A 26,994-nucleotide genomic window follows, 5' to 3' on the forward strand; every position below is an offset into this window, starting at 1 on the left:
CGCCGAGGGCGCGGGGCTCGGCGGCGAGCTGCTGTACGACGACGCTCCGTACGGCGTCGGGTATCTCGTGGCCGCCTGGTCCTGAACGCGGCGGTGGCCCCGGGAGCCCCGCCCCGGCCGTGCGGCGCCGGTGGGCACCGCACGGCCGGGGCCATGACGCCGGTGGGGTGGCCGGGTCAGGAGGCCCCGGGCGGCGGGGGAGTGCCGCCGTCGTTCTTGTGGGACATCCGGTCGAGCGCGTCCTTGGCCTTGCCCGTCCCGGTTTCGATCTTGTCGCTGTACTTGCCGTTGGTCCGCTGGTCGACCGTTCGGGCGGCCTTGTCCAGGCCTTCGCCGATCTTGCCCCCGTGCTGCTGCGCGAGGTCGGAGACCTTTTCCCTGGCGGGAGAGAGCTTGGCCTTGAGCGAGTCCATGAATCCCATGGGGCACCTTCTCTCGTGGGGAACTTCAGCTTACGTGTGGGCGTCCTCGCCGGTCTCGCTGTCGGCGGCCGCCCCGGCCGACTGCTGCTTCGGAATGTCCACGGCCTCGGCCGTCTCCGCCTTGGCCTCCGGGGTCGCCGGCGCCCCGGCCGACAAGGTGGTCGCGGCGTCCTCCGCGGCGGTATCACTCGTTCGTGAGGCCTCTTGTGTCTCCGCGGTTGACGTCTCCGACGCGGCGCGTGACTTACGTCGAAACAGTGAAAAAACGCCCATGCTTGCTCCAAAGCGTACTCGGGGGGTGAAGTGCCGCGCCGCCCGGAGCGGCGATCGCGCCGCCCACGGGCACCGGACGGGAAACCGGCGGCAGGAACCTCGTAACAGGCAACGACCCAGGAGACGTGCCGTCACGTAACTCGTTCGGGGAGTCGCCCTGGTGTTTGCGAGACTGTGGTGGTGACAAGTGCAGCTCCCGCACCGCGGGTCATCGCCGTCGTAGGTCCCACCGCGGCCGGCAAGTCCGATCTGGGCGTTCATCTCGCCCGGCAACTCGACGGTGAGGTCGTCAACGCCGATTCCATGCAGCTCTACCGGGGGATGGACATCGGAACCGCCAAACTGACGACCGAGGAGCGCGCCGGCGTCCCGCACCACCTCCTGGACATCTGGGACGTCACCGAGGCGGCCAGCGTCGCCGAGTACCAGAAGCGCGCCAGGGCCGAGATCGACCGGCTGCTCGCTGCGGGCCGTACCCCCGTCCTCGTGGGCGGCTCCGGGCTCTACGTGCGCGGCGCGATCGACGCCCTGGACTTCCCCGGAACCGACCCCGAGGTGCGCGCCCGGCTCGAAGGCGAGCTGGCGCTGCGCGGCTCGGGCGCGCTGCACGCCCGGCTGTCCGCCGCCGATCCGCAGGCGGGACGCGCCATCCTCCCCAGCAACGGCCGCCGTATCGTCCGGGCGCTGGAGGTGATCGAGATCACCGGCAAGCCCTTCACCGCCAATCTGCCGGGACATGACGCCGTGTACGACACGCTTCAGATCGGCGTCGACGTCGAGCGCCCCGAACTCGACGAGCGCATCGCCCTGCGGGTGGACCGGATGTGGGGCGCGGGCCTCGTCGACGAGGTGCGGGCGCTGGAGTCCCAGGGCCTGCGTGAGGGCCGTACGGCCTCCCGCGCCCTCGGCTACCAGCAGGTGCTGGCCGCGCTCGCCGGGGAGTGTACGGACGACGAGGCGCGCTCCGAGACCGTACGGGCCACCAAGCGCTTCGCCAGGCGCCAGGACTCCTGGTTCCGCCGGGATTCGCGGGTGCACTGGCTGGGCGGCGGAACGGACCAGCGGGAGGAACTCCCGCACCGCGCGCTGGCGTTGGTCGAACGAGCGGTCACAGCCTGATCACGTGATGGCATCGGGACGCCCCGCCCGTCATTTCGGCACCCGCGAGCGTGCCATCATCGAGCATCGATCGACCAGTGGAGTCCGAGTTGGGAGGGCGCGTGGCGATGGAAGCCGGCCCTCGCGACAGCGAACCCGCAACGCAGGTCACACAGGAAGACCCCCCACGGTTGAGTCCTGGACTGAGTCCCGACGGACCCGATGAAGAGGCCCCGGCCCCCGAGGTCGAGGTCGAGCTGCGACCGCAGCGCAGACTACGGCTCTGGCAGCTCGCACCCATCGTGGTGCTGGCCGCCGGCGGCTCGCTGATGTTCGCCTTCCCCCTCGCGTTCGGCACCGGCGACGGCGGAGCGGTGATCGCCATGCTCGGCCTGCTGATCAGTTGCTGCGCCGCGGGCTGGGGAATGATGGCGGCGCGCCGCGTCGGCCACACCTGGCCGGGGCTGCCCCCCAGATCCTCGGGCGAGCGCCCGGACTGGCGGGTCATCGCCCTGTACGTGACCGTCGCCGCCGCCCTGGTCGCCCTCGCCGTCTGGCGCGTCGCCCGCCTGCGCTGAACCCGTACGGCGCTGAGCTCGTACGATGGGCGGTGTGAGCACTTCGCAGACCGCGCCGGTCGCCTTCCTCAAGGGTCACGGGACCGAGAACGACTTCGTGATCGTTCCTGACCCGGACAACCGCATCGACCTGCCCGCCGGGGCCGTGGCGGCGCTGTGCGACCGCAGGGCGGGCATCGGCGGCGACGGACTGCTGCACGTCGTACGTTCCGCGGCGCACCCCGAGGCCCGTTCCATGGCCGGTGACGCCGAGTGGTTCATGGACTACCGCAACGCCGACGGATCCGTCGCCGAGATGTGCGGCAACGGCGTACGGGTCTTCGCCCGCTACCTGCGGCGCGCCGGACACGTGGAGGCGGGCGATCTCGCCGTCGCCACCCGCGGCGGCGTCAAGAGGGTGCACATCGCCAAGGGCACGGGCGGCCCGGGTGGCTCCGGCGCCGACGACGGTGACATCACGGTCCACATGGGCCGCTCCGCGCTCCCCGGTGACGAGGTGACGGTCGCCGTGGGCGAGCGCCACTGGGACGCCCGTAACGTCAACATGGGCAATCCGCACGCGGTCGCCTTCGTCGGGGAGTTGACGGACGCGGGCCCGTTGTACTCCGCGCCCTCCGTCACCCCGGCGTCCGTCTACCCGGACGGTGTGAACGTCGAGTTCGTCGTCGACAGGGGCCCGCGCCATGTCGCCATGCGCGTCCACGAGCGGGGCTCGGGCGAGACGCGCTCGTGCGGCACGGGCGCCTGCGCCGTCGCCGTCGCCGCCGCCCGCAGGGACGGCATCGACCCCGCGGTGACCGGAGTACCCGTCACCTACACCGTGGATCTGCCGGGCGGACGGCTCGTCATCACCGAACGCCCCGACGGCGGGATCGAGATGACGGGGCCCGCGGTAATCGTCGCCGAAGGGCATATCGATTCGGTTTGGTTCGAAACGACCCCCCTCTAAAACTCCCTCGAACGGGTGATCCGTTTCACGCTCGGCGGGAGCTGGTCTGGTCCACGTGGTGGGCTCGATAGCATCAAGCACCGGCCCGGAGGGCGGTCCTGCTCCTCCACCTGCCGGTCGAAGCTGCCGGAGGTGCCCCATGAGCGCAGAGGCCACCAGCCCTGGTGCCCACAGCCGCAGACGCGGCCTTCCCCGGATCGACCTCCGCAGACTGGGCCGGGCCGCCCTGCTCGGGCCCGCCTCCAGGGACCGGCTGCCCGACGCGATGGGGCATGTCGCGGACGCCCACCGCGCCCACCATCCGGACGCCGACCTCGCCGTGCTGCGCAGGGCGTACGTCCTCGCCGAGGCCTCGCACCGGGGGCAGTACCGCAAGAGCGGCGACCCGTACATCACGCACCCGCTCGCCGTGACCCTGATCCTGGCCGAACTGGGCGCCGAGACCACGACCCTGACGGCGTCGCTCCTCCACGACACCGTCGAGGACACCGACGTGACGCTCGATCAGGTGCGGGCCGAGTTCGGCGACGAGGTCTGTTATCTGGTCGACGGGGTGACCAAGCTGGAGAAGGTCGACTACGGCGCGGCGGCCGAGCCCGAGACCTTCCGCAAGATGCTGGTGGCCACCGGCAACGACGTCCGGGTGATGTCGATCAAGCTGGCCGACCGGCTGCACAACATGCGCACCCTCGGCGTGATGCGGCCCGAGAAGCAGGCACGTATCGCCAAGGTCACCCGCGACGTCCTCATCCCGCTCGCCGAACGGCTCGGCGTCCAGGCGCTCAAGACCGAGCTGGAGGACCTGGTCTTCGCGATCCTGCGCCCCGAGGAGTACGAGGAGACCCGCGCCCTCATCGCCGACAACGCCACCGCCGGGGACGCGCTCGCCGCCATCTCGGAGGACGTCAGGAAGGTGCTGCGCGAGGCCGGCATCAGCGCGGAAGTCCTGGTCAGGCCGCGCCATTTCGTCTCCGTACACCGCTCCAGGCTCAAACGCGGCGAACTGCGCGGCACGGACTTCGGCCGGCTGCTCGTGCTCGTCGGGGAGGACGCCGACTGCTACGGCGTGCTCGGCGAGCTGCACACCTGCTTCACCCCGGTGATCTCCGAGTTCAAGGACTTCATCGCCGCGCCCAAGTTCAACCTGTACCAGTCGCTGCACACGGCGGTCGCCGGACCGGACGGCGCCGTCGCCGAAGTCCTCATCCGTACGCACCAGATGCACCAGGTCGCCGAAGCCGGAGTCGTCGCCCTCGGCAACCCCTACGCCTCGGCCGAGCTGACGGAGCCGCAGGACGGCGAGCGCGCCGACCCGACCAGGCCCGGCTGGCTCTCCCGCCTCCTGGAGTGGCAGCAGGCCGCCACCGATCCCGACACCTTCTGGACGACGCTGCGCGCCGACCTCGCCCAGGACCGGGAGATCACCGTCTTCCGCGCCGAGGGCGGGATGCTCGGGCTGCCAGCCGGGGCGACCTGCGTGGACGCCGCCTACGCGCAGCACGGCGAGGCGGCGCACGGCTGTCTGGGAGCGCGCGTCAACGGCCGTCTGGCGCCGCTGAGCACCGTCCTGAACGACGGCGACACGGTGCAGTTACTGCTGGCCCAGGACGCCACTTCGGGCCCCTCGCCCGAGTGGCTCGACCACGTACGCACCCCGGCCGCCCGGATCGCGATCGGCGGCTGGCTCGCCGCGCACCCCGAAGCGGTGAAGCTCCCGGCCGCGGCCCCGAGGGCCCCGTCGCCGTCCGCCGTCGGCGCCGGACCGCGCGGCGACGCCAACGCGGTGGTGGACGTGGACCTGCCGTCGGCGACCGTACGGCTGGCCGGGTGCTGCACACCCGTACCGCCCGACGCGGTCACCGGCTTCCCGGTGCGCGGCGGCGCCGTCACCGTCCACCGGCGCGAGTGTCCCGCCGTCGCCAGGATGGAGGCGATCGGCAGGCGGCCGGTCGCCGTGAGCTGGACGGACGTGGCGGAGTGCCGCGTCACGCTCTACGCGGAGTCCTTCGGGCGGCCCCGGCTGCTCGCCGACCTCACCGAGGCCATCGCCACCGAAGGGGCCGCGATCATCTCGGCCACCGTCGAGCCGCCGAGCGAGCAGCGCGTACGGCACACCTACACGCTGCAACTGCCCGACGCCGCCGGTCTGCCGGGACTGATGCGCGCGATGCGCGACGTGCCCGGGGTGTACGACGTCAGCCGCGCCCAGCACCGGGCGCCCGCCTGAGAGACGCGGCCCCGCGACCGGGCGGCGGGCCGGCGTACCCCGTCCAGGCATGCGTATGCCTGTGCGGGGATGCGTATGCCTGCCTCGTTCGGGTGGACGCGGAGCGAGGCTGCGCCGGAGGCGGGGCGGGCGCTGGTAGCGGTGGATCATGCTTCTCACCTCCCGCCGACTGCGCGCCGCCCTCCTTGCCGCCGCCTCGGTCACCCTCGTCGCCGCGACCCTGCCGGCCCCTCAGCCGCTCGGGATCGGCGACCGGCTCTTCCCCCAGCTCGGGAACCCCGGCTACGACGTCCGTTCCTACGACATCGCCTTCACCTACAGCGGTGACAACACCAAGCCGCTGGACGCCGTGACCAAGATCGACGCGCATGCGACCGAGCGGCTGGAGCGGATCAACCTCGACTTCACCCACAGCAAGGTCCTCTCCGTCGAGGTCAACGGCGCGCCCGCGCAGTTCGCGAGCGCGGGCGAGGACCTCGTCGTCACGCCCGCGGCGCCCGTCGAGGAAGGCACCGGGCTGCGGATCACCGTCAAGCACACCAGCGACACCGGCGGAAAGGGCGGCGGCTGGATCCGTACCGCCGACGGCCTGGTGATGGCCAACCAGGCCGACGCCGGCCACCGCGTCTTCCCCGGCAACGACCACCCCTCCGACAAGGCCTACTTCACCTTCCACGTCACCGCGCCCGAGCGGCTCACCGTCGTGGCCAACGGGCTGCCCGTGGACCGGACCAGCCACGACGCCGCGACCACCTGGACGTACCGCACCGAGCACCCCATGGCCACCGAGGTGGCGCAGGTCGCCATCGGCACCTCCACCGTGATCCACCGGGAGGGCCCCGGCGGGCTGCCCGTACGGGACGTCGTACCGACCGCCGACCGCGAGCGGCTGGAGCCCTGGCTGGCGAAGACCCCGGAACAGATCGGCTGGCTGGAGGACCAGCTCGCGGAGGAGTTCCCCTTCGAGACGTACGGTCTGCTCATCGCGGGCGCCAAGACGGGATTCGAGCTGGAGACGCAGACGCTCTCGCTCTTCGAGCGGTCCCTGTTCACCCGGACCGAGTACCCGGAGTGGTACGTCGACTCGGTGATGGTCCACGAAATGGCGCACCAGTGGTTCGGCGACAGCGTCACACCCCGGTCCTGGTCCGACCTGTGGCTCGGCGAGGGACACGCCACCTGGTACGAAGCGCTCTACGCGCAGGACCACGCGCAGATGCCGCTGGCCACGCGAATGCGGGAGGCGTACCGGCAGTCCGACGCCTGGCGCGCGGCGGGCGGCCCGCCCGCGGCCCCGCAGCCGCCGAGTCCGGGTCACCCGATCAGCCTCTTCCGGCCCGTCGTGTACGACGGCAGCGCGCTGATCCTCTACGCGCTGCGCCAGGAGATCGGGGTCGAGGCCTTCCAGCGCCTGGAACACGAGTGGGTGAGCCGCCACCGCGACTCCACGGTCACCACCGCCGACTTCACCAGCCTCGCCTCGGAGGTCGCGGGGCGCGACCTGACGGCGTTCCTGGAGCCGTGGCTGTACGGGAAGAAGACCCCGCCGATGCCCGGCCACCCGGACTGGCACGCCCAGGCACCGGTCGACGACAAGGCGTGAAAGTCATGTGACGGCCGGAGCGAACCGTGCCACCATCAACGGGTCGGCGACGTGGCCGGGAATCAATCCCGGCCGTCACCCGTTGTGACAGACGTATGGGCTTTCTCCAACGACGTAAGGATCCAATGACCTCCTCTTCTTCCCCTTCCCAGGACGCACAGACCTTGGCGGACGACCGCACGGCGGACCCCCGCACGGACAGCCTTCGGGCCGATGCCCTGATGGAAGAGGACGTCGCCTGGAGCCATGAGATCGACGGAGAGCGGGACGGCGACCAGCTCGACCGTTCCGACCGCGCGGCGCTGCGGCGCGTCGCCGGTCTCTCCACCGAACTCGAGGACGTCACCGAGGTCGAGTACCGGCAGCTCCGTCTGGAGCGCGTGGTGCTGGTCGGTGTATGGACCTCCGGCAGTGTGCTGGACGCCGAGAACTCACTGGCCGAGCTGGCCGCGCTCGCCGAGACGGCGGGCGCGCTGGTCCTCGACGGTGTCGTCCAGCGCCGTGACAAGCCCGACCCCGCGACGTACATCGGCTCGGGCAAGGCGAACGAGCTGCGGGACATCGTCCTCGACAGCGGCGCCGACACGGTGGTGTGCGACGGTGAGCTGAGCCCCGGCCAGCTCATCCATCTCGAAGACGTCGTCAAGGTCAAGGTGGTCGACCGCACCGCCCTGATCCTGGACATCTTCGCGCAGCACGCCAAGTCCCGTGAGGGCAAGGCACAGGTCGCGCTCGCCCAGATGCAGTACATGCTGCCGAGGCTGCGCGGCTGGGGTCAGTCGCTCTCCCGTCAGATGGGTGGCGGCGGCGGTGGCGGCATGGCCACCCGCGGCCCCGGTGAGACCAAGATCGAGACGGACCGGCGCCGGATCCGCGAGAAGATGGCGAAGATGCGCCGTGAGATCGGGGAGATGAAGACCGGCCGCGAGCTCAAGCGGCAGGAGCGCCGGCGCCACAAGGTGCCGTCGGTCGCGATCGCTGGATACACCAACGCCGGCAAGTCGTCCCTCCTGAACTGGCTCACCGGTGCGGGTGTGCTCGTGGAGAACTCCCTGTTCGCCACGCTCGACCCGACCGTCCGCCGCGCGGAGACGCCCGGTGGCCGGCTCTACACCCTGACCGACACGGTCGGATTCGTCCGGCACCTGCCGCACCACCTCGTCGAGGCGTTCCGCTCCACCATGGAGGAGGTCGGCGACTCCGACCTGATCCTGCATGTGGTGGACGGCGCGCACCCCGCGCCGGAGGAGCAGTTGGCCGCCGTACGCGAGGTGATCCACGACGTGGGCGCGGTGAACGTACGCGAGATCGTCGTCATCAACAAGGCGGACGCGGCGGACCCGTTGGTGCTCCAGCGGCTGCTGAGCGCCGAGCGATACGCGATCGCCGTGTCGGCCCGTACGGGCCAGGGGATGGCCGAACTGCTCGCGCTCATCGACGCCGAGCTGCCCAGGCCCGAGACCGAGGTCGAGGTGCTCGTGCCGTACACGCTGGGCGCGCTCGTCTCGCGGGTGCACGCCGAGGGTGAGGTGCTGTCCGAGGAGCACACCCCCGAGGGCACCCTGCTCAAGGCACGGGTCCACGAGGGGCTGGCCTCCGCGCTCGCCCCGTACCTGCCGGTCGCGAGCTGACCGTTCCACGCAGGACGGAGGCCCGTCCCCCCGATCACCGGGGGGACGGGCCTCCGTCGTGAGCTCTGCTTCTTTTGCTGCCTGCTGTGCTACTTGCCGTGCCGGTGCTACTTGTCGGCGAACTTCTTGCTGACGCCGTCGTAGACACCCTTGGCCACATCACCGAGGCGCGGACCGGCGAGCCAGCCCGTCGTGACCGGGCCGATGGAGGTGTTGGAGACCAGCGCGGGCTTGCCGTCGGCGCCCGCCGCCACCCAGCCACCGCCGGACGAGCCGCCCGTCATCGTGCAGCCGACGCGGTACATCGTCGGGGCCGAGGCGAGCAGCGACAGCCGGCCGGGCTTGTCGGAGCACTGGAAGGCCTTCTGGCCGTCGAACGGCGGAGCCGCCGGGTAGCCGGTCGCCGTCAGGCTGTCGATCTTCGCGGTGGCAGGCGCGTTGAAGTTCACCGGGAGAGCCGAACCGACCGTCTCCTCAAGAGACTTGCCGGTGCTGCCCTTCTCCGGGGTGACATGGAGCACCGCGTAGTCGTACGGAGCGCCGTCGCCGCCGGTGGGGCCGCCGCCGGAGATCCACTGCTGGGAGGTCTGCGCCCAGTCGGCCCACCACACACCGTCGGGAGCGATGGTCTCCTTGGGCGCGGTGTTCAACTGGGCCGTCGGCAGGGCCGTGTTGTTGTACGCGGGCACAAAGGCGAGGTTGCGGTACCAGCCGCCCTTCGCCCCGGCGTGCACACAGTGGCCGGCCGTCCACACCAGGTTGGACTTGCCGGGGTGCGCCGGGTCCTCCACGACGGTGGCCGAGCAGACCATCGAGCCCTCGGGGCTGTCGAAGAACAGCTTTCCGGACTGGGCCGCGTTCTCGCTGTACGGCGCGTCGACCGCCTGCGCCTCGACCGGCGCCGGCTCCGGGTCGGTCACACCCGCGTCACCCGAGATGTCCTGGTCCGCGACCGGCTTCTCCGGGGTCTTGTCGGCGCCCCGCATCCGGTCGGAGTCCCAGAGGCCCGCGATGATCGGGTTGACGAAGTCCTTGGCCTCCCGCAGCCACTTGTCCCTGTCCCAGTTCTTCCACTCGCCGTTCTTCCACTTGTCCGGATCGATGCCGTGCGCCTTGAGCTGGTCCCTGACGCTGTCGGGAATCTGGATCTTGCCGTCGGAGGCGGCACCGGCTGTGGCGCTCGGCGTGGCGCTCGCGCCGTCGTCCTCAGGCCCGCACGCGGTGACGGTGAGGGCGAGGGCGGCGGTCACCGATGCCACGGCGAGGAGGGGGGAGACTCTGCGCCGAGTGCTCCTCCCTCGGCGGGCGGCGGGCGTCGGACGTATGGGTCGCATGGTGTGAATCCCCCTGGGACTTCGGAATTGATGACGGAACAGTTCGTGCGGTGATTCGTGCGGTATTTCGGGCGCTGATGTCGTGCGGTCGATCGGTCCCTGACGCCCCTGGACTTCGCTGAGGAGTCCGGATGCGGTCCTCAACTATGCCGGTGCCATGGGTGACGGCTCACAGCAGGGCCATGGTTCCCCGCCCCAAGGATCTTGGGATTGGCCCGTGATCCCCGGCGGATGTCGTCGTTGACACTTACGGCGGGCAGTTGAGGGTTCACCGCCGCTCGGGCGGCGGCCCACATCCGTACCGACGTGCGACCCAACCGTGACACCGGGAGGACCGACAACCGTGGCCGTGACCGAACCAGCTCCGGTGGCACCGACCGTCGCACACCATGGCATGCCGCGCCGCCGGGCAGGGCGTGAACCGGCCGCCAGAACCTCTGCGAGAGCGCTGCCCCTCGCACTGCCCCTCGTGCTGTCCTTCGCGCCTGTCCGTGCCGCCACCGGCCGCTCCGGGGCCCTCGCCGTACCGGCCCCGACTCCCCTCACAAGGAAGCACCCGTGAACCACACCCCCACCCCGGCCCCCGCACCCGATGTGCCCGAGGCCGATCACCTTCCGCTCGCCGCCGGACCGCCGACCGTGCCCCGGCAGCAGGCCGGCAGCCCGGCGGAACATCGCACCCCTGTCGCGCCCCCGGCCGACCATCTCGACCACCCCGAGGCGCAGTTGGCCGCCGACGCGGCAACGGCGGAAAGCCTGCTGCGCTGCTGGGTCAGGGAGAGCGACCTGTCCCGCCCCGAGGGCGACGTCCTGCGCATCCCGCTCGGCAACAGCGGCACCGCGCTTCTCGTCCCGGTCCGCTACTGGTCGGCCACCGGCTGGCACCGCTTCGGACCGCCGTTCCTGGAAGGCGGATCCAAGGACGCTTCCGCGGCCGAGGCCGTCACCGTCGCCGCGCTCCTCGGCCGCGAGTCGGGCCGCTACCAGGGCGCCGATCTCGTCGGCCGAGTCGCTGACTCCGTACGCCACACCGCCGCGTTCCTGACGGACCGCCGCCGGGCCCCCGGCCCCGCCGCCGGCGCGGATCTCTTCCTCACCGCCGAACAGTCCCTGCTGCTGGGCCACCCGCTCCACCCCACGCCCAAGAGCCGCGAGGGCTTCTCCGAGACCGAAGCCCGGCTCTACTCACCGGAGTTACGCGGCTCCTTCCCGCTGCACTGGATGGCCGTCGACCGCTCGGTGCTCGCCACCGACTCGGCCTGGACCGAACAGGGCCGTGTCGTACGGGCCGAACGGCTCACCTGCCGGCTGCTCGGCGGCCTCCCGCTGCCCGGGGACACCGTGCCGCTGCCCCTCCACCCCTGGCAGGCCCGCGAGTTGAGGCTCCGCCCCGCCGTCGCCGAACTCCTCGACGCCGGGCTGCTGCACGACCTCGGACCCCAGGGCGGTCCCTGGCACCCCACCTCCTCGATCCGCACCGTGCACCGCCCCGGCGGCGCCGCCATGCTCAAGCTCTCCCTCGGCGTACGCATCACCAACTCCCGCCGCGAGAACCTCCGTAAGGAGCTTCACCGGGGCGTCGAGGTGCACCGGCTGCTGCGCACCGGTCTCGCCAAGGAGTGGAGCGCCGCGCACCCCGGCTTCGACATCGTCCGGGACCCCGCCTGGCTCGCCGTCGACACCAGGGACGGCGAACCGGTCGGCGGATTCGACGTACTGCTCCGGCACAATCCCTTCGCGCCCACCGACGACGCCGTCTGCGTCGCCGCACTGACGGCGCAGCGCCCCGTCCCCGGCCGCCCCGGCATGCACTCGCGCCTGGCCGAGACCGTGTCCGCCCTTGCCGCGCGTACCGGACGGACCACCGGGGCGGTGGCCGCCGAGTGGTTCCTGCGCTACCTCGACCACGTCGTACGCCCGGTGCTCTGGCTGGACGGGGCCGCGGGCGTCGCGCTCGAAGCCCACCAGCAGAACACGCTGGTGCTCCTCGGCCCCGACGGCTGGCCCGTCGGCGGGCGGTACCGCGACAACCAGGGCTACTACTTCCGCGAATCGCACCGGCCCTCGCTCGAACGCCGCCTCCCCGGTATCGGCTCGGCCAGCGACACCTTCGTCGCCGACGACGTCACCGACGAGCGGTTCGCCTACTACCTCGGCATCAACAACGTCTTCGGCCTGATCGGCGCCTTCGGCGCGCAGGGCCTCGCCGACGAACGCGTACTCCTCGCCGCCTTCCGGCAGTTCCTCGCCGGAGCCACCGCACTCGGCTCGCCGCTGCCCGCGCAGCTCCTCGAAGCCGCCACCCTGCGCTGCAAGGCCAACCTGCTCACCCGGCTGCACGGCCTCGACGAACTCGTGGGCCCGGTCGACACCCAGTCCGTCTACGTGACCGTCACCAACCCCCTTCGCGCTTAAGCGAACCCGTTCTGTTCCCCCTGCCGAGAGGAGAGCGCCCCTGTGCCTCCCAATGAAGCGCACACCGATTCCCGAGGTGCGATCGAGGACACCGTCGACCTGCGGTTGCCCGACGAGCTGATCGCGCTCTTCTCGGCGGCCGATCCGGTGGAGGCCACGCAGCCGTCCGGCGCCGCACAGGGACGAGGCCTGCTCGACTCCCCCTCGGGCTGGGGGCCGGTGACCACCCGGCTCGGGGTCTTCCAGCTCGTACAGGTACGCGTCGAGCGCGACGCCGCACTGATCAGCCGCTGGATGAACGACCCCGCCGTCGCCGCCTTCTGGGAGCTGTCAGGACCCGAGGCCGTCACCGCCGCGCATCTGCGCGCCCAGCTCGACGGTGACGGGCGCAGCGTCCCCTGCCTCGGCGTACTGGGCGGCTTTCCGATGAGCTACTGGGAGGTCTACCGCGCCGACCTCGACCCACTGGCGCGCCACTACCCCTCCCGCCCGCACGACACCGGGGTACATCTCCTCGTCGGCGGAGTCGCCGACCGCGGCCGAGGCGTCGGCACCACCCTGCTGCGCACCGTCTGCGACCTCGTCCTCGACAACCGTCCCCGCTGCGGACGCGTCCTCGCCGAACCCGACCTGCGCAACACGCCCTCCGTGTCCGCCTTCCTCAGCGCCGGTTTCCGCTTCTCGGCGGAAGTCGACCTGCCCGACAAGCGAGCCGCTCTGATGGTGCGCGACCGCGCGCTCCGCGACCTGCTCTGAACGGCTTGGCCGCCTTGAACATCTCGTCCGACATCTCGCCGAACACACCGCCATGGATACACCGCCATGGACGCATCGCTCGGCCCCTATCGGTTCCGTCCCGAGGAGTGAGTCTTCGTGCCGACACCCCCTGCCACGCACGGCCCCGCCGATCCCGTCGACCCCGGTGATCCACCCGCGCTGTTCTGCCCGCCCGAGCTGAACCCCGAGGCCTGGGAGCGGGCGGCGCGCCGGCTGCTCGCCAAGACGCTCGGGGAGTTCGCCTACGAGGGGGTGGTCGAGCCGGTCCCCGTCCCCGGCACCGGCGACCGTTACGCCCTGACCCTCGACGCCGGCGAGACGCTCACCTTCAGCGCCGCGCGCGGTGCCTACGACTCCTGGCGCGTCGACCCAAGCACGGTCCGCTGCGAGGACCGCCCCTTCACCGACCCGCTGGCGTTCCTGCTGCTCTCCTGGCGCCTCCTCGCACTCGACGGCGCGACTCTCGGCCACCTCGTCCGCGAACTCACCACCACCCTTGCCGCCGACACCAGGCTCGACGGCACGGCGCTCAGCGCCTCGGACCTCGCCGACCTCGGCTACGCCGAACTCGAAGGCCACCAGACCGGCCACCCCTGGCTCGTCCCGAACAAGGGCCGGGTCGGCTTCTCCGGCACCGACGCCGCCCGCTGGTCACCCGAGGCGCGCACCCCGGCCCGGCTCCCGTGGATCGCGGTCAGCACCACTCTCGCCAGCTACCGGGGCGTTCCCGCGCTGAGCACCCCCGAGCGGCTCTACGGCCTCGAACTCGACGCCTCCACCCGGGAGCGCTTCACCGCCGTCCTGCGGGACCGCGGTCTTGACCCGTCCGCGTACCTCTTCCTGCCCGTACACCCCTGGCAGTGGGACGAAGTCCTGCTCCACCTCTACGCGCCCGCCATAGCCGAGGGAGCGATCGTCCCGCTCCCCACCGACGGAGACCTCCGGCTGCCGCAGCAGTCCATCCGTACGTTCCTCAACCTCGACCGGCCGGCCAGGCACACGGTCAAGCTCCCGCTGTCGATCCTCAACACCCTTGTCTGGCGCGGCCTGCCGACGGGACGGACCCTCGCGGCCCCCGCCGTCACCGCCTGGGTGCACCACCTGCGTGACACCGACGCCTTCCTGCGTGACGAGTGCCGGGTGATCCTGCTCGGCGAAGTCGCCTCGGTGACCGTCGAGCACCCGCTCTACGACCGGCTGCCCGAAGTCCCGTACCAGTACAGGGAACTCCTCGGCGCGATCTGGCGTGAACCGCTGGGGGCCCGGCTGGCCCCCGGCGAGCGCGCCCGTACGCTCGCCTCGCTCCTGCACACGGACCCGGGCGGACGGGCCTTCACCGCGGAGCTCGTCGCCCGCTCGGGTCTCGCGCCGGCCGCCTGGCTCCAACGGCTCTTCGGCGCGCTCCTGCCGCCGCTGCTGCACTTCCTCTACCGCTACGGGACGGTCTTCTCGCCGCACGGTGAGAACGCCATCGTCGTCTTCGACGACCACGACGTCCCGGTGCGGCTGGCCGTCAAGGACTTCGTCGACGACGTGAACATCAGCGCCCGGCCGCTGCCCGAGCACCGGGGGATGCCGCAGGACGTGAAGGACACCCTCCTCAAGGAGGAGCCCGCGTTCCTCACACAATTCATCCATTCAGGGCTGTTCGTCGGCGTCTTCCGCTATCTGGCGCCGCTGTGCCAGGACCAGTTGGACGTGCCGGAGGACGCGTTCTGGTCCCTCGTACGGGCCGAGATCCTGCGCCACCAGGCGCGCTTCCCGGAGCTCGGCGAGCGTTTCGCCACCTTCGACCTGCTCACACCACGTATCGAACGGCTGTGTCTCAACCGTAACCGGCTGCATCTCGACGGCTACCGGGACCGCTCCGACCGGCCGCACGCGGCGATTCACGGCACGATTCCCAACCCGCTCGCCGCCCGGGGGCGGAGCGAGTGAGCGTGGCTGTCAGTGCGGCCCCGTAGGGTAGTCGCGCTATGACGAAGCCATCGCTCCCCGAGCTCCTCCATGCCGCCGTCACCGCTGTCGGCGGTGTGGAGCGGCCCGGCCAGGCCAGCATGGCCGAGGCCGTCGCCGAGGCCATCGACGCCCCTTCCCATCTGCTGGTCCAGGCCGGCACCGGCACCGGGAAGTCGCTCGGTTATCTGGTGCCGGCGCTCGCCCACGGAGAGCGGGTGGTGGTGGCCACGGCGACGCTGGCGCTCCAGCGGCAGCTCGTGGAGCGTGATCTGCCGCGTACGGTCGACGCGCTGCAGCCGCTGCTGCGCAGGCGGCCCGAGTTCGCCATGCTCAAGGGGCGTTCCAACTACCTCTGTCTGCACCGCCTCCACGAAGGCATGCCGCAGGACGAGGAGGACGGCCTGTTCGACCAGTTCGAGGCCGCGGCGCCCACCAGCAAGCTGGGCCAGGACCTGATCCGGATGCGGGACTGGTCGGGGGAGACGGAGACAGGCGATCGCGACGCCCTCACTCCCGGCGTCTCCGACCGTGCCTGGGCGCAGCTCTCCGTCTCGTCGCGGGAGTGCGTGGGGGCGTCGAAGTGCGCGTACGGCGCCGAGTGCTTCGCCGAGCTGGCGCGTGAGCGCGCCAAGCTCGCGGACGTCGTCGTGACCAACCACGCCCTGCTCGCGATCGACGCGATCGAGGGCGCCCCGGTACTTCCCCAGCACGAGGTGCTGATCGTCGACGAGGGGCACGAGCTGGTCTCCCGGGTCACCGGTGTCGCCACCGGCGAGCTGACCCCGGGCCAGGTGAACCGCGCGGTGCGGCGCGCCGCCAGGCTGGTCGACGAGAAGGTCGCCGACTCGCTCCAGACGGCGGCCGAGACCTTCGAGCGGCTGATGGAGCTGGCGCTGCCGGGGCGGCTCGAAGAGATCCCCGAGGATCTCGGCTACGCGCTGATGGCGCTGCGCGACGCGTCCCGTACGGTCGTCGCCGCGCTGGGCTCGACGCGGGACAAGTCCGTGCAGGACGAGGACGTCGTACGCAAGCAGGCCCTGGCCGCCGTCGAGTCCGTGCACAGCGTGGCCGAGCGGATCGCCAACGGCTCGGAGTACGACGTCGTCTGGTACGAACGGCACGACCGGTTCGGCGCTTCGCTGCGGGTCGCGCCGCTGTCCGTGTCGGGTCTGCTGCGGGAGAAGCTCTTCGCCGACCGCTCCGTGGTGATCACCTCGGCGACGCTCAAGCTGGGCGGTGATTTCAACGGTGTGGGTGCTTCGCTCGGGCTGGCACCGGAGGGCCTGGAGGGTGAGGACATCCCGCCGTGGAAGGGGCTCGACGTCGGTTCGCCCTTCGACTACCCCCGGCAGGGCATTCTGTATGTCGCCCGCCATTTGAACCCGCCCGGCCGTGAGGGCTCGCGCGTCGACATGATGGACGAGCTGGCGGAGCTGGTGGAGGCGGCCGGCGGTCGTACGCTCGGTCTCTTCTCGTCGATGCGGGCCGCACAGGCGGCGGCTGAGGAGCTGCGCGTCAGGCTGGACGTACCGATCCTCCTCCAGGGCGAGGAGACCCTGGGCGAGCTGATCAAGGCGTTCGCCGCCGACCCGGGGACCTGTCTGTTCGGCACGCTGTCCCTGTGGCAGGGCGTCGATGTGCCGGGTCCCAGCTCACAGCTCGTGGTGATGGACCGCATCCCCTTCCCGCGCCCCGACGACCCGCTGATGAGCGCGCGCCAGAAGGCCGTGGAGGAGGCGGGGGGCAACGGATTCATGGCCGTGGCCGCGACCCACGCCGCGCTGCTGATGGCGCAGGGGGCGGGGCGGCTCGTACGGGCGACTGGCGACCGGGGTGTGGTCGCGGTCCTCGACCCGAGGCTCGCCAACGCGCGGTACGGCGGCTATCTGCGTACCTCGCTGCCGGACTTCTGGTACACGACGGACCGCGATCAGGTACGGCGGTCCCTCACGGCGATCGATGCCGCGGCCAGGGAGAAAGGCCAGTGACCGTCGGGATGCCCAAGGCCGGGGAACAGCGATAGCCGTGGAACCGCGATAGCTGGGCGCCGATAGTCGGGGAACAGCGATAAGGGTCCCGCCGCGTCCGCTGCGAGGGAAGGGGAAAACCTCGCAGCGGACACGACAGGACCCCGTACGAGGTCGGCGCCCGGCGCCCGGGTCACACCCGGCGAAGGACCGCCACCACCTTGCCGAGGATCGTCGCGTCGTCACCGGGGATCGGCTGGTAGGCGGCGTTGTGCGGGAGCAGCCAGACATGGCCGTCCTCGCGCCGGAAACGCTTGACCGTCGCCTCGCCCTCCAGCATCGCTGCCACGATGTCGCCGTTCTCCGCGACCGGCTGGCGGCGGACGGTCACCCAGTCGCCGTCACAGATGGCGGCCTCGATCATCGAGTCACCGACAACCTTCAGCACGAACAGCTCTCCGTCCCCGACGAGCTGCCGGGGGAGCGGGAAGACGTCCTCGACTGACTCCTCGGCGAGGATCGGGCCACCGGCCGCGATCCGGCCGACCAGCGGCACGTAGGAAGCGGCGGGCTTCCCCGTCGTGTCCGTCTGCTGGTTGCTCGGCTGGTCGGAGCCCCGGACCTCGTACGCCCTCGGGCGGTGCGGATCCCTGCGGAGGAAGCCCTTGCGCTCCAGAGCCATGAGCTGGTGGGCGACCGACGAGGTGCTCGAAAGGCCGACGGCCTGGCCGATCTCCCGCATCGACGGCGGGTATCCGCGCCGCTGCACGGAGTCACGGATGACTTCGATGACCCTCCGCTGCCGGTCCGTGAGACCGGAGCTGTCCGCCCTGATTCCTGGAGGCCTGCCGGGCAGCGAACGAGGGGGCTTGGGCCCCTCCGGATTCGTGACTGCGTCATTCATGGTCTGCACCGGCTCGAGTCGGCTCTGGGAGCGGTCCTGGGCAGTGATGGTGGCACTGTCTGCGGTCGTGGTCACGTCGGCCCCTCTCGAATGTGTTCTCCCTAGCTGGACAACGGTAGTAGCTTTCGAAAGGTTGCGCCAAACACACGTTCGAGTGAAAAATCAAGGAGAGGAGTGCGTGGCAATTGGGCGAGGTGTATAGCCCGGCCCGGGCGGGTGCTCCTGGCCGTGATCGTTCACGGTATCGTCCCGTCCCCGCAGCGCCGGGACTGGGCTGTGCCTCCCGGCTGGGGGACCCGGCGGAGCGCGCGACACGCGCGGGGGCTAAAGTGACGGCCAACCCCCAGATCTAGTGGTTGGATTGTTTCCACCACCCAGAGGTTGTGGTCCCGATCGTTGAACCGTCGAGGCCATCGCCTATGCTGGGAGTCGCTTCGGGGGGCCGGTTCCGGCCCCTGACGAAGGTGTTCAGTCGTGCCGTCGAGCGTGTGCTGCCAAGGAGGACCGGATCATGCACTGTCCTTTCTGCAGGCACCCCGACAGCCGTGTCGTCGACAGTCGCACCACCGACGACGGGACGTCGATCAGGCGCCGTCGCCAGTGTCCCGACTGCTCGCGCCGTTTCACGACGGTCGAGACCGCTTCACTGATGGTGATCAAGCGCAGCGGTGTGACCGAACCCTTCAGCCGCACCAAGGTCATCTCGGGCGTGCGCAAGGCATGCCAGGGACGGCCTGTCACCGAGGACGCCCTCGCCAAGCTCGGCCAGCGGGTCGAGGAAGCGGTGCGCGCCACCGGGAGTGCCGAGCTGACCACCCACGACGTGGGTCTGGCCATACTCGGCCCGCTGCAGGAACTCGACCTTGTCGCCTACCTGCGTTTCGCGTCCGTGTACCGGGCTTTCAACTCACTCGAAGACTTCGAGGCCGCCATCGTGGAACTGCGCGAATGGCCCGCCTCGGAAGAGGAAAGCGGTACGGGCGGGGCCCAGGAGGCCCCCGTACCCGCTCCCGCCGCGGACTGACCGGCCGGCCCTCCGGGACCGGCCGCCCCAGCGGCGGCACAAGACCTGCCACAGGTGTGCGCTCCGACGCACCCCGGGGCTGAGACAGCATTCGGTGTCACGGGAAGAACATGGCACTTCAGGGCGTTTTTGCACGTATATGGGAGGCGGCATGACAGAGACGGCGAGCAGCTCGGCACGAGGTTCCCGGACCAAGGGATCCAAGGCCAACAAGGGGCTGCGTATCGAGCGAATCCACACCACGCCCGGCGTGCATCCGTACGACGAGGTGGTCTGGGAGCGCCGTGACGTCGTCATGACCAATTGGCGCGACGGCTCGGTCAATTTCGAGCAGCGTGGCGTCGAGTTCCCCGACTTCTGGTCGCTGAACGCGGTCAACATCGTCACCAGTAAGTACTTCCGCGGCGCGGTCGGCACCCCGCAGCGCGAGACCGGTCTCAAGCAGCTCATCGACCGGATCGTCAGGACGTACCGCAAGGCCGGCGAGGACAACGACTACTTCGCCTCGCCCGCCGACGCCGAGATCTTCGAGCACGAGCTGGCGTACGCCCTCCTGCACCAGGTCTTCAGCTTCAACTCGCCGGTGTGGTTCAACGTCGGCACACCCCAGCCGCAGCAGGTCTCCGCCTGCTTCATCCTGGCCGTGGACGACTCCATGGACTCGATCCTCGACTGGTACAAGGAAGAGGGGATGATCTTCAAGGGCGGCTCGGGCGCCGGCCTGAACCTCTCCCGGATCCGCTCCTCCAAGGAACTGCTCTCCTCCGGCGGCAACGCGTCGGGCCCGGTCTCCTTCATGCGCGGCGCCGACGCCTCCGCCGGCACCATCAAGTCCGGTGGCGCCACGCGCCGGGCGGCCAAGATGGTCATCCTCGACGTCGACCACCCCGACATCGAGGACTTCATCCAGACCAAGGTGAAGGAGGAGGAGAAGATCCGCGCCCTGCGCGACGCGGGCTTCGACATGGACCTGGGCGGCGACGACATCACGTCCGTCCAGTACCAGAACGCCAACAACTCGGTCCGGGTGAACGACGACTTCATGAAGGCCGTCGAGGCCGGATCGAAGTTCGGGCTGCGCGCCCGGATGACCGGTGAGGTCATCGAAGAGGTCGAGGCCAAGTCCCTCTTCCGCAAGATGGCGGAGGCCGCGTGGGCCTGCGCCGACCCGGGCATTCAGTACGACGACACGATCAACCGCTGGCACACCTGTCCCGAGTCGGGCCGGATCAACGGCTCGAACCCGTGCAGTGAGTACATGCACCTGGACAACACCTCGTGCAACCTGGCCTCGCTGAACCTGATGAAGTTCCTCAAGGACGACGGCAAGGGCCACCAGTCGTTCGAGTCCGAGCGCTTCGCCAAGGTCGTCGAGCTGGTCATCACGGCGATGGACATCTCCATCTGCTTCGCCGACTTCCCGACGCAGAAGATCGGTGAGAACACCCGCGCCTTCCGCCAGCTCGGCATCGGCTACGCCAACCTGGGCGCGCTGCTGATGGCGACGGGTCACGCGTACGACTCCGACGGCGGCCGCTCGCTGGCCGGCGCCATCACCTCGCTGATGACGGGCACCTCGTACCGCCGTTCCGCCGAACTGGCCGCCGTTGTCGGCCCGTACGACGGTTACGCGCGCAACGCCGAGCCGCACAAGAACGTCATGAAGCAGCACTCGGACGCCAACGCCACCGCTCCGCGCGTGGACGACCTGGACAGCCCGGTGTGGGCGGCGGCCACGGAGGCGTGGCAGGACGTGCTGCGCCTCGGCGAGAAGAACGGTTTCCGTAACGCGCAGGCCTCGGTCATCGCGCCCACCGGCACCATCGGTCTCGCGATGTCCTGCGACACCACGGGTCTTGAGCCGGACCTCGCGCTGGTCAAGTTCAAGAAGCTCGTCGGCGGCGGATCGATGCAGATCGTCAACGGCACCGTCCCGCAGGCCCTGCGCCGCCTGGGCTACCAGGAGGAGCAGATCGAGGCGATCGTCGCCCACATCGCCGAGCACGGAAATGTGATCGACGCGCCCAGCCTGAAGTCCGAGCACTACTCGGTCTTCGACTGCGCGATGGGCGAGCGCTCCATCTCTGCGATGGGCCACGTCCGGATGATGGCCGCGATCCAGCCGTGGATCTCGGGCGCGCTGTCCAAGACGGTGAACCTGCCGGAGACGGCGACCGTCGAGGACGTCGAAGAGGTCTACTTCGAGGCCTGGAAGATGGGCGTCAAGGCGCTCGCGATCTACCGCGACAACTGCAAGGTCGGCCAGCCGCTCTCCGCGAAGAAGAAGGAGAAGGCGGCCGAGCAGGTCGGGGAGAAGGCCGAGGAGACCATCCGCCAGGCGGTGGAGAAGGTCATCGAGTACCGCCCGGTCCGCAAGCGCCTCCCGAAGGGCCGTCCCGGTCTCACCACCTCGTTCACGGTGGGCGGCGCCGAGGGCTACATGACCGCCAACTCCTACCCGGACGACGGTCTCGGCGAGGTCTTCCTCAAGATGTCCAAGCAGGGCTCGACCCTCGCGGGCATGATGGACGCCTTCTCGATCGCCGTCTCGGTCGGTCTCCAGTACGGCGTTCCGCTGGAGACGTACGTCTCCAAGTTCACCAACATGCGCTTCGAGCCGGCCGGCATGACGGACGACCCGGACGTACGGATGGCGCAGTCGATCGTCGACTACATCTTCCGCCGTCTCGCCCTGGACTTCCTGCCCTTCGAGACGAGGTCGGCCCTCGGCATCCACTCGGCCGACGAGCGTCAGCGGCACCTGGACACCGGTTCGTACGAGCCGTCGCTGGACGACGGCACGGACGCCGAGAGCCTGGCCCAGCCGGTGCCGACGCGGCCCGAGCCGCTGAAGGCGGTGTCCACGGAAGCCGCCCCGGCGGCGGCCGTGACCCCGGCGCCCAGGGAGGTCCACACCTCGGCCGAGCTGGTCGAGATGCAGCTCGGCATCAGCGCCGACGCACCGCTCTGCTTCTCCTGCGGTACGAAGATGCAGCGCGCCGGGTCCTGCTACATCTGCGAGGGCTGCGGCTCGACCAGCGGCTGTAGCTGACAACCGGGCGGAGGCGTGACCTCCGCCCGGCAAGCGGGGCCGTTCGGTCCGAACGTCTGAGCTGAACGGGCAATGAAACAGCGGGTCGGGCGGGGAGTCGATGAGTGATCGGCTCCCCGCCCGTCCGTACGTCAGAGGCGCTGGTCGCCGATGACCGAGAGGAGCTGGAGCTTCTCGTAGCTCTCGGTCCCCGGCGCGGCCGTGAAGACCAGCAGCGCCTGGGACTGGTCGGGGTCCACCAGGGTCTGGCAGTGCAGTTCGAGCAGCCCGAGCTGCGGGTGCAGGATGCGCTTCGGCGCGCAGTACGGGCCCATCACCGGGTGCTCACGCCAGAGCGCGGCGAACTCGCCGCCGGCCGCGAGCAGCGCGTCGACGACCGTGGCCGCGCGAGACCCCTTGCCGTCCCGGGTGTACGCGCCGTGCAGGTTGGCCGCGACCAGGCGGCTGTGCGCGGCGTGGTCCTCCTCGGGACGCGTCAGCCGCTCCGCGGGATCGGTGAACCACCTGTAGTGCGGGCTGCGGGCCAGCCCGGTGTGCTCACTGTCGTCGCCCATCAGCGCCACCGCCGGCCGGGTCTGCTTCAGCGTCTCGCCGAGCAGGTTCACCACCTGCGCCGGAGTGTCTTCGAGCCGGTCGAGGATCCGCATCATGCCGGGGTTGATGTGGTTGCCGCGCAGCACCCGCTGCGGGGTGGCGTAGCCCGCGAGGCGGAACAGGTGGTCGCGTTCGTCGAGGGAGAAGCGCAGGCCGCGGGCGATCGCCCCGAGCATCTGCTCGGAGGGGTGCGGTCCGCGCCGCTGTTCGATCCGGCTGTAGTAGTCGGACGACATCTCGCACAGCACCGCCACCTCCTCGCGGCGCAGCCCGCCGGTGCGCCGTCGCGGCCCGCGTGGCAGGCCCACGTCCTCCGGTTGCAGCGCCTCGCGGCGCGTCCGCAGGAAAACAGCGAGTTGGGCCCTGTCCATGCTTCCAGTCTCCCTTCCCGGGAACGCATCCGGCGGCGCTGAGGTCAGCCGGTGGCGAACGCGACCCCCGTCAGCCGTTCGGCGATCTCCCAGAGCCGGGCGGCGGCGGCCTCGTCACGGGCCCCCTTGTAGACGGTCAGCTCGGTCGGGCCCCCGGTGAACTGGCCGAGGCCGTCCGGACCGTAGAAACGGCCGCCCCGCGCCTCCGGGCTGGTCGCCGCGTACAGGGCGGGCAGCAGCCCGGCGTCGACAGCCTGCACGAACACGCCCCAGCCCGCGAGCCGCTTCATGAGCGCCTGATACGGCGAGGGGCGCTTCCGGCCCATGTTCGGGCCCGCCGTGTAGAGGTTGGTCAAGGTGGTGCCCGGGTGGGCGACATTGCTCAGGATGCCCCAGCCGGCCGCGGTGCTGCGCCGGTCCAGTTCGAGGCCGAACAGCAGGTCGGCCAGTTTGGACAGGGCGTACGAACGGACCGGCGAATAGGCCCGCTCACCCTGGAGATCGTCCCAGGGGATCCTGCCCGAGCGGGCGGCGCTGCTCGACATGGTGGTCACGCGCGCCCGGCCGGCCCGCAGCAGCGGCAGGAGGCGCCCGGTGAGAGCGACATGGCCCACGTAATTCGTGCCGAACTGCAATTCCAGGCCGTCGGCTGTGGTGTGCCGGGTGGCGGGCATCATCACGCCCGCGTTGTTGACCAGGATGTTGATCGGCCGGCCTTCGCCGTTCAGCGCGTTCGCCAGCGCCGCCACGGAGTCGAGCGAGGCCAGGTCGAGCGGCCGGGTGGAGACGGCGGCCCCCGGCACGGCGGCGCGGATGGTGTCGGCCGCTGCGGCGCCCTTCGCCTGGTCGCGGACCGGCATGACCACCTCGGCACCGGCCCTCGCCAGCCGGCCGGCCAGGCCGAGACCGATTCCGTCGCTCGCGCCGGTCACCACGGCGAGCTTCCCGGTCAGGTCGGGCACGGACACATCTTCCACGGCAACTCCCTGGTCAGCGGTGTTTCTCTTCGCCGAACCAAGAATGCCGACGCCCGCTCCCCGGATCCATGTCCTGCCGATCCTGGGATCCGGGGCGCCCGGCCACCGCGTACGACGACGTACGAGGAGGGGGCGCGCCGACGCCTACCGCATGCCGTCGTCCACCGAGCGCGGTCGCCTACCGAACGTAATCGCCTACCGCGCGCCGCCGCCCATGATGCGGCCGAAGGACTGCGGGTCCGCGTCGAATCCGCGTACGGCCATCCGGAACGACCAGGCGCCCGACTCGGCGCGTACGAACTCGGCCACCGTGGCGGCCGTCGCCGTGGGGACGTCGGCGAAGTCGTACTCGGTCAGCTCGGTGTAGCCCTCCAGCACCTGTATCCGCGGGCTCGCGATCTCACCGAACGTCCTGTCACCGTCGCGCTGCTGGATCGCCACACCGATCACCACCCGGATGTACGAGGCGCCGAGCCGGTCCAGCTCCAGCGTCATTTCCTCGTCGGTGCCGAAGCCCTGGCCCGTCCTGCTGTCGCGGTTCAGGGTGATGGTGCCGTCGGGGGAGCGGCTGCCGAAATGGACCAGGTAGGAGGGGGTGCCGGTCGGGTCAGCCGAGGTGTACGTCGCGGCGACGATGTCGAGATCGTGGTCGGGCTCGCCGAGGGGGCTGGGATCCCACTTGAGCGTCACCTCGGCCTTGGTCACGCCTTTGTTGAGACTGCTCACCAGTCTTCCCCCTCCTGTCGAGCGGGCCGGGAATCCGGACCTCTGACGCCAGGCTAGACCGGCGCACCGACAACGCGGACCGCGTGCGGGCCAGTTGTCGCCATCGTGGCCGATAGTCGCCGGAAAGAACCGGGGGGAACGGACTCCGGCAGAGCGTGACCGGTGCCACGCCCGGCCCCGTACGATGGCGCGGTGCTGGTCAAGTGGATTCGCTGCACCGTGATCGACCGTCGAGGTTTCGAACGCGGACAGCGGAAATGGGCGGGGTTGCTCGGAGAGCCGGGATTCCGGGGGCAGGGCGGGGGATGGAGCAGGGTGCGGCCCGGTGTGGCGCACGTCTTCACGTTCTGGGAGAGCCGGGCCTTCTACGACTCGTTCATGGCGCGTTCGCACGACCGGCTGGCCGCGGCGCAGTCCGGGACGTACAAGGACATCCAGGCCAAGCTGTTCGACCACCGGTTCGATGTGAAGACCGGTTTTGAGCCGCACTTCACCGACGCCGATGTGGTCCGGGTCGCACACAGCAAGGTCCATGAGGACCGCGTCGAGCACTTCGCGCTGATGCAGGAGAAGGTGTGGAACCCAGCCATGGCGGGCTCCCCCGGGATGGTGCGCGGTCTGTTCGGGGAGGCGCCGGGGAACGAGTTCCTGGTGCTGTCGATGTGGCAGTCGTCCGCCGAGCACGGAAAGTACCGCATCGAGCGTGTGGAGCGGCTGACGCTGCGCGCGCAGACCGCGGCCGACGTGGCGGCGCTCGCCGGGGACATCGTCGAACTCGACGCGGCCTGGACGGTCTGACCGGCCCGCGGTCACCCCCTGGCCGTCCCGGAGCCGCCCCGCGGTCGCCCGCCCGCGTCCGGGCAGGCAGGCGGGACGTGTCGGACACGGCCTATGGTCAGGGGCATGGCACGACCGCAACGCATCGTCCTCGTCCGGCACGGCGAGTCGGAGGGCAATGCCGATGACACGGTGTACGAACGCGAGCCCGACCATGCCCTGAGGCTCACGGAGAACGGCCGGCGGGAGGCCGAGGAGACCGGCAAACGGCTGCGCGAGCTGTTCGGGCGGGAGTCCGTCAGCGCGTACGTGTCGCCATACCGCCGCGCCCACGAGACCTTCAGGGCCTTCGGTCTCGACCCCGGCCTCGTGCGGGTACGGGAGGAGCCACGGCTGCGCGAGCAGGACTGGGGCAACTGGCAGGACAGGGACGACGTACGGCTTCAGAAGGCCTACCGGGACGCCTACGGGCACTTCTTCTACCGATTCGCGCAGGGTGAGTCGGGCGCCGATGTGTACGACCGGGTCGGCGCGTTCCTGGAGAGCCTCTACCGCAGCTTCGAGGCGCCCGACCACCCGAGGAACGTGCTGCTGGTGACGCACGGGCTGACCATGCGGCTCTTCTGCATGCGCTGGTTCCACTGGTCGGTCGCCGAATTCGAATCGCTGTCGAACCCCGCCAACGCGGAGACCAGGACCCTGGAACTCGCCGCCGACGGGCGGTACGTCCTGGACCGGCCGTTCGAGCGATGGCGTACCCCGGAGCCGTACGGCATCACTGGCTAAAGTGGCGCGTATATGACATCTGACGACACACACGACACACATGACACCCCCGGCCGGCGCTTCGAACGCGCCCTGGCCGGCCTGCGCGGGCTGTCCGTAGGAGACGCTCTCGGCTCCCAGTTCTTCGTACCGGCGAACCTTCCCCTGCTGAGGCGGCGCGAGCTGCCCGCCGGTCCCTGGCAGTGGACCGACGACACCGAGATGGCCGCCTCGGTGGTGGCGGTACTGGCGGTCGAGGGCCGCATCGACGAGGACGTACTCGCACATTCCTTCGCCCGCCACCATGACTTCGACCGTGGCTACGGCCCCGCGGTCAACCGGATGCTCCGCCTGGTCAGGGAGGGCGGCGACTGGCGCGAGCTGGCCTCCGCGCTCTTCGACGGGCAGGGCTCCTGGGGCAACGGAGCCGCGATGCGGATCGCGCCCCTCGGCGCCTGGTACGCCGGCGACCCCGAGCAGGCCACCGAGCAGGCCGCGATCTCCGCGTACGTCACACACCAGCACCCCGAGGCGGTGGCGGGCGCCGTCGCCGTGGCGGCGGCGGCCGCTC

At 70.6% G+C, this 26,994-nt stretch carries 22 protein-coding genes; 15 read left to right on the plus strand and 7 right to left on the minus strand.

Translation table 11 applies throughout. The features are described from left to right. Positions 1 to 176: 176 nt before the first annotated feature. Entirely contained in the window at positions 177 to 422 is a 246-nt protein-coding gene (locus QR77_RS30990) for an antitoxin (RefSeq protein ID WP_040025309.1), read from the minus strand. Between the two features lie 30 nt (positions 423 to 452). Beyond that, complete coding sequence (locus QR77_RS49850) at positions 453 to 578, minus strand: hypothetical protein (RefSeq protein WP_269084342.1); 126 nt, start codon at positions 576 to 578, stop codon at positions 453 to 455. A gap of 297 nt (positions 579 to 875) precedes the next feature. On the opposite strand from QR77_RS49850, the gene miaA reads away from it, so the two are divergent. From miaA to hflX, 6 genes are all read left to right on the plus strand, one after another. Further along, positions 876 to 1,814 carry a tRNA (adenosine(37)-N6)-dimethylallyltransferase MiaA gene (gene miaA, locus QR77_RS31000; RefSeq protein WP_040028943.1) on the plus strand — a complete coding sequence of 313 codons (939 nt, stop codon included), beginning with the start codon at positions 876 to 878 and terminating at the stop codon, positions 1,812 to 1,814. Between the two features lie 107 nt (positions 1,815 to 1,921). Further along, positions 1,922 to 2,371, plus strand: a complete 450-nt coding sequence (locus QR77_RS31005; protein WP_040025311.1) for a hypothetical protein — start codon at positions 1,922 to 1,924, stop codon at positions 2,369 to 2,371. A gap of 25 nt (positions 2,372 to 2,396) precedes the next feature. Continuing rightward, positions 2,397 to 3,320 (plus strand): diaminopimelate epimerase, encoded by a 924-nt coding sequence (dapF, locus tag QR77_RS31010; RefSeq protein WP_040025312.1) that lies wholly within the window; start codon positions 2,397 to 2,399, stop codon positions 3,318 to 3,320. Positions 3,321 to 3,459: 139 nt separating this feature from the next. Next, positions 3,460 to 5,547, plus strand: coding sequence for an HD domain-containing protein (locus QR77_RS31015; protein WP_040025313.1), 2,088 nt, complete (start codon positions 3,460 to 3,462; stop codon positions 5,545 to 5,547). 148 nt (positions 5,548 to 5,695) lie between these two features. After that, the gene (locus QR77_RS31020) at positions 5,696 to 7,150 is read left to right on the plus strand and encodes a M1 family metallopeptidase (RefSeq protein ID WP_040025314.1); all 1,455 of its coding nucleotides are present in this window, start codon (positions 5,696 to 5,698) and stop codon (positions 7,148 to 7,150) included. A 125-nt stretch (positions 7,151 to 7,275) separates the two neighbouring features. Next, positions 7,276 to 8,781 (plus strand): GTPase HflX, encoded by a 1,506-nt coding sequence (gene hflX / locus QR77_RS31025; protein WP_040025315.1) that lies wholly within the window; start codon positions 7,276 to 7,278, stop codon positions 8,779 to 8,781. A 107-nt stretch (positions 8,782 to 8,888) separates the two neighbouring features. On the opposite strand, the gene QR77_RS31030 is transcribed toward hflX, so the two are convergent. Continuing rightward, positions 8,889 to 10,115, minus strand: a complete 1,227-nt coding sequence (locus tag QR77_RS31030) for a hypothetical protein (RefSeq protein WP_173476381.1) — start codon at positions 10,113 to 10,115, stop codon at positions 8,889 to 8,891. 558 nt (positions 10,116 to 10,673) lie between these two features. Here QR77_RS31030 and QR77_RS31035 point away from each other — a divergent pair. The 4 genes from QR77_RS31035 to QR77_RS31050 all read left to right on the plus strand — a co-directional run bounded on the left by QR77_RS31035 (position 10,674) and on the right by QR77_RS31050 (position 17,254). Further along, positions 10,674 to 12,530, plus strand: coding sequence for an IucA/IucC family protein (locus QR77_RS31035; RefSeq protein ID WP_040025322.1), 1,857 nt, complete (start codon positions 10,674 to 10,676; stop codon positions 12,528 to 12,530). A gap of 42 nt (positions 12,531 to 12,572) precedes the next feature. Beyond that, positions 12,573 to 13,286, plus strand: a complete 714-nt coding sequence (locus QR77_RS31040) for a GNAT family N-acetyltransferase (RefSeq protein WP_040025323.1) — start codon at positions 12,573 to 12,575, stop codon at positions 13,284 to 13,286. Positions 13,287 to 13,403: 117 nt separating this feature from the next. After that, on the plus strand, positions 13,404 to 15,245 hold the full coding sequence (locus QR77_RS31045; RefSeq protein WP_040025325.1) for an IucA/IucC family siderophore biosynthesis protein: 1,842 nt from the start codon (positions 13,404 to 13,406) through the stop codon (positions 15,243 to 15,245). 38 nt (positions 15,246 to 15,283) lie between these two features. Next, the gene (locus tag QR77_RS31050; RefSeq protein WP_040025327.1) at positions 15,284 to 17,254 is read left to right on the plus strand and encodes an ATP-dependent DNA helicase; all 1,971 of its coding nucleotides are present in this window, start codon (positions 15,284 to 15,286) and stop codon (positions 17,252 to 17,254) included. A 172-nt stretch (positions 17,255 to 17,426) separates the two neighbouring features. Here QR77_RS31050 and lexA read toward each other — a convergent pair whose 3' ends face one another. Next, a complete protein-coding gene (gene lexA, locus QR77_RS31055; protein WP_040025329.1) occupies positions 17,427 to 18,212 on the minus strand; it encodes a transcriptional repressor LexA in 786 nt (261 codons plus the stop codon). 436 nt (positions 18,213 to 18,648) lie between these two features. On the opposite strand from lexA, the gene nrdR reads away from it, so the two are divergent. Continuing rightward, the gene (gene nrdR, locus QR77_RS31060) at positions 18,649 to 19,161 is read left to right on the plus strand and encodes a transcriptional regulator NrdR (protein ID WP_040025330.1); all 513 of its coding nucleotides are present in this window, start codon (positions 18,649 to 18,651) and stop codon (positions 19,159 to 19,161) included. A gap of 151 nt (positions 19,162 to 19,312) precedes the next feature. Beyond that, on the plus strand, positions 19,313 to 22,213 hold the full coding sequence (locus QR77_RS31065; protein WP_040028944.1) for a vitamin B12-dependent ribonucleotide reductase: 2,901 nt from the start codon (positions 19,313 to 19,315) through the stop codon (positions 22,211 to 22,213). Between the two features lie 131 nt (positions 22,214 to 22,344). On the opposite strand, the gene QR77_RS31070 is transcribed toward QR77_RS31065, so the two are convergent. From QR77_RS31070 to QR77_RS31080, 3 genes are all read right to left on the minus strand, one after another. Beyond that, positions 22,345 to 23,178, minus strand: coding sequence for a helix-turn-helix transcriptional regulator (locus QR77_RS31070; RefSeq protein WP_040025331.1), 834 nt, complete (start codon positions 23,176 to 23,178; stop codon positions 22,345 to 22,347). A 44-nt stretch (positions 23,179 to 23,222) separates the two neighbouring features. Next, a complete protein-coding gene (locus QR77_RS31075; RefSeq protein ID WP_040025332.1) occupies positions 23,223 to 24,155 on the minus strand; it encodes an SDR family oxidoreductase in 933 nt (310 codons plus the stop codon). A gap of 195 nt (positions 24,156 to 24,350) precedes the next feature. After that, positions 24,351 to 24,881, minus strand: coding sequence for a TerD family protein (locus QR77_RS31080; RefSeq protein WP_040025336.1), 531 nt, complete (start codon positions 24,879 to 24,881; stop codon positions 24,351 to 24,353). Between the two features lie 192 nt (positions 24,882 to 25,073). Between QR77_RS31080 and QR77_RS31085 the strand changes: the two genes are divergently transcribed. The 3 genes from QR77_RS31085 to QR77_RS31095 form a co-directional block, all read left to right on the plus strand. After that, complete coding sequence (locus tag QR77_RS31085) at positions 25,074 to 25,679, plus strand: YdbC family protein (RefSeq protein ID WP_040028945.1); 606 nt, start codon at positions 25,074 to 25,076, stop codon at positions 25,677 to 25,679. 105 nt (positions 25,680 to 25,784) lie between these two features. Next, entirely contained in the window at positions 25,785 to 26,444 is a 660-nt protein-coding gene (locus QR77_RS31090; RefSeq protein WP_040028946.1) for a histidine phosphatase family protein, read from the plus strand. A gap of 12 nt (positions 26,445 to 26,456) precedes the next feature. Continuing rightward, a partial coding sequence (locus QR77_RS31095) for an ADP-ribosylglycohydrolase family protein (RefSeq protein ID WP_040025337.1) occupies positions 26,457 to 26,994 on the plus strand: 538 nt, incomplete at its 3' end.

It is taken from the genome of Streptomyces sp. 150FB (assembly GCF_000818195.1).
In the GTDB taxonomy this organism is placed as follows: domain Bacteria; phylum Actinomycetota; class Actinomycetes; order Streptomycetales; family Streptomycetaceae; genus Streptomyces.

Coding starts and splice junctions, on each gene's coding strand:
- QR77_RS30990 (WP_040025309.1), bottom strand. CDS start 422: ATGGGATTCATGGACTCGCTCAAGGCCAAGCTCTCTCCCGCCAGGGAA.
- QR77_RS31005 (WP_040025311.1), top strand. CDS start 1,922: ATGGAAGCCGGCCCTCGCGACAGCGAACCCGCAACGCAGGTCACACAG.
- dapF (WP_040025312.1), top strand. CDS start 2,397: ATGGGCGGTGTGAGCACTTCGCAGACCGCGCCGGTCGCCTTCCTCAAG.
- QR77_RS31015 (WP_040025313.1), top strand. CDS start 3,460: ATGAGCGCAGAGGCCACCAGCCCTGGTGCCCACAGCCGCAGACGCGGC.
- QR77_RS31020 (WP_040025314.1), top strand. CDS start 5,696: ATGCTTCTCACCTCCCGCCGACTGCGCGCCGCCCTCCTTGCCGCCGCC.
- hflX (WP_040025315.1), top strand. CDS start 7,276: ATGACCTCCTCTTCTTCCCCTTCCCAGGACGCACAGACCTTGGCGGAC.
- QR77_RS31030 (WP_173476381.1), bottom strand. CDS start 10,115: ATGCGACCCATACGTCCGACGCCCGCCGCCCGCCGAGGGAGGAGCACT.
- QR77_RS31050 (WP_040025327.1), top strand. CDS start 15,284: ATGACGAAGCCATCGCTCCCCGAGCTCCTCCATGCCGCCGTCACCGCT.
- nrdR (WP_040025330.1), top strand. CDS start 18,649: ATGCACTGTCCTTTCTGCAGGCACCCCGACAGCCGTGTCGTCGACAGT.
- QR77_RS31065 (WP_040028944.1), top strand. CDS start 19,313: ATGACAGAGACGGCGAGCAGCTCGGCACGAGGTTCCCGGACCAAGGGA.
- QR77_RS31070 (WP_040025331.1), bottom strand. CDS start 23,178: ATGGACAGGGCCCAACTCGCTGTTTTCCTGCGGACGCGCCGCGAGGCG.
- QR77_RS31090 (WP_040028946.1), top strand. CDS start 25,785: ATGGCACGACCGCAACGCATCGTCCTCGTCCGGCACGGCGAGTCGGAG.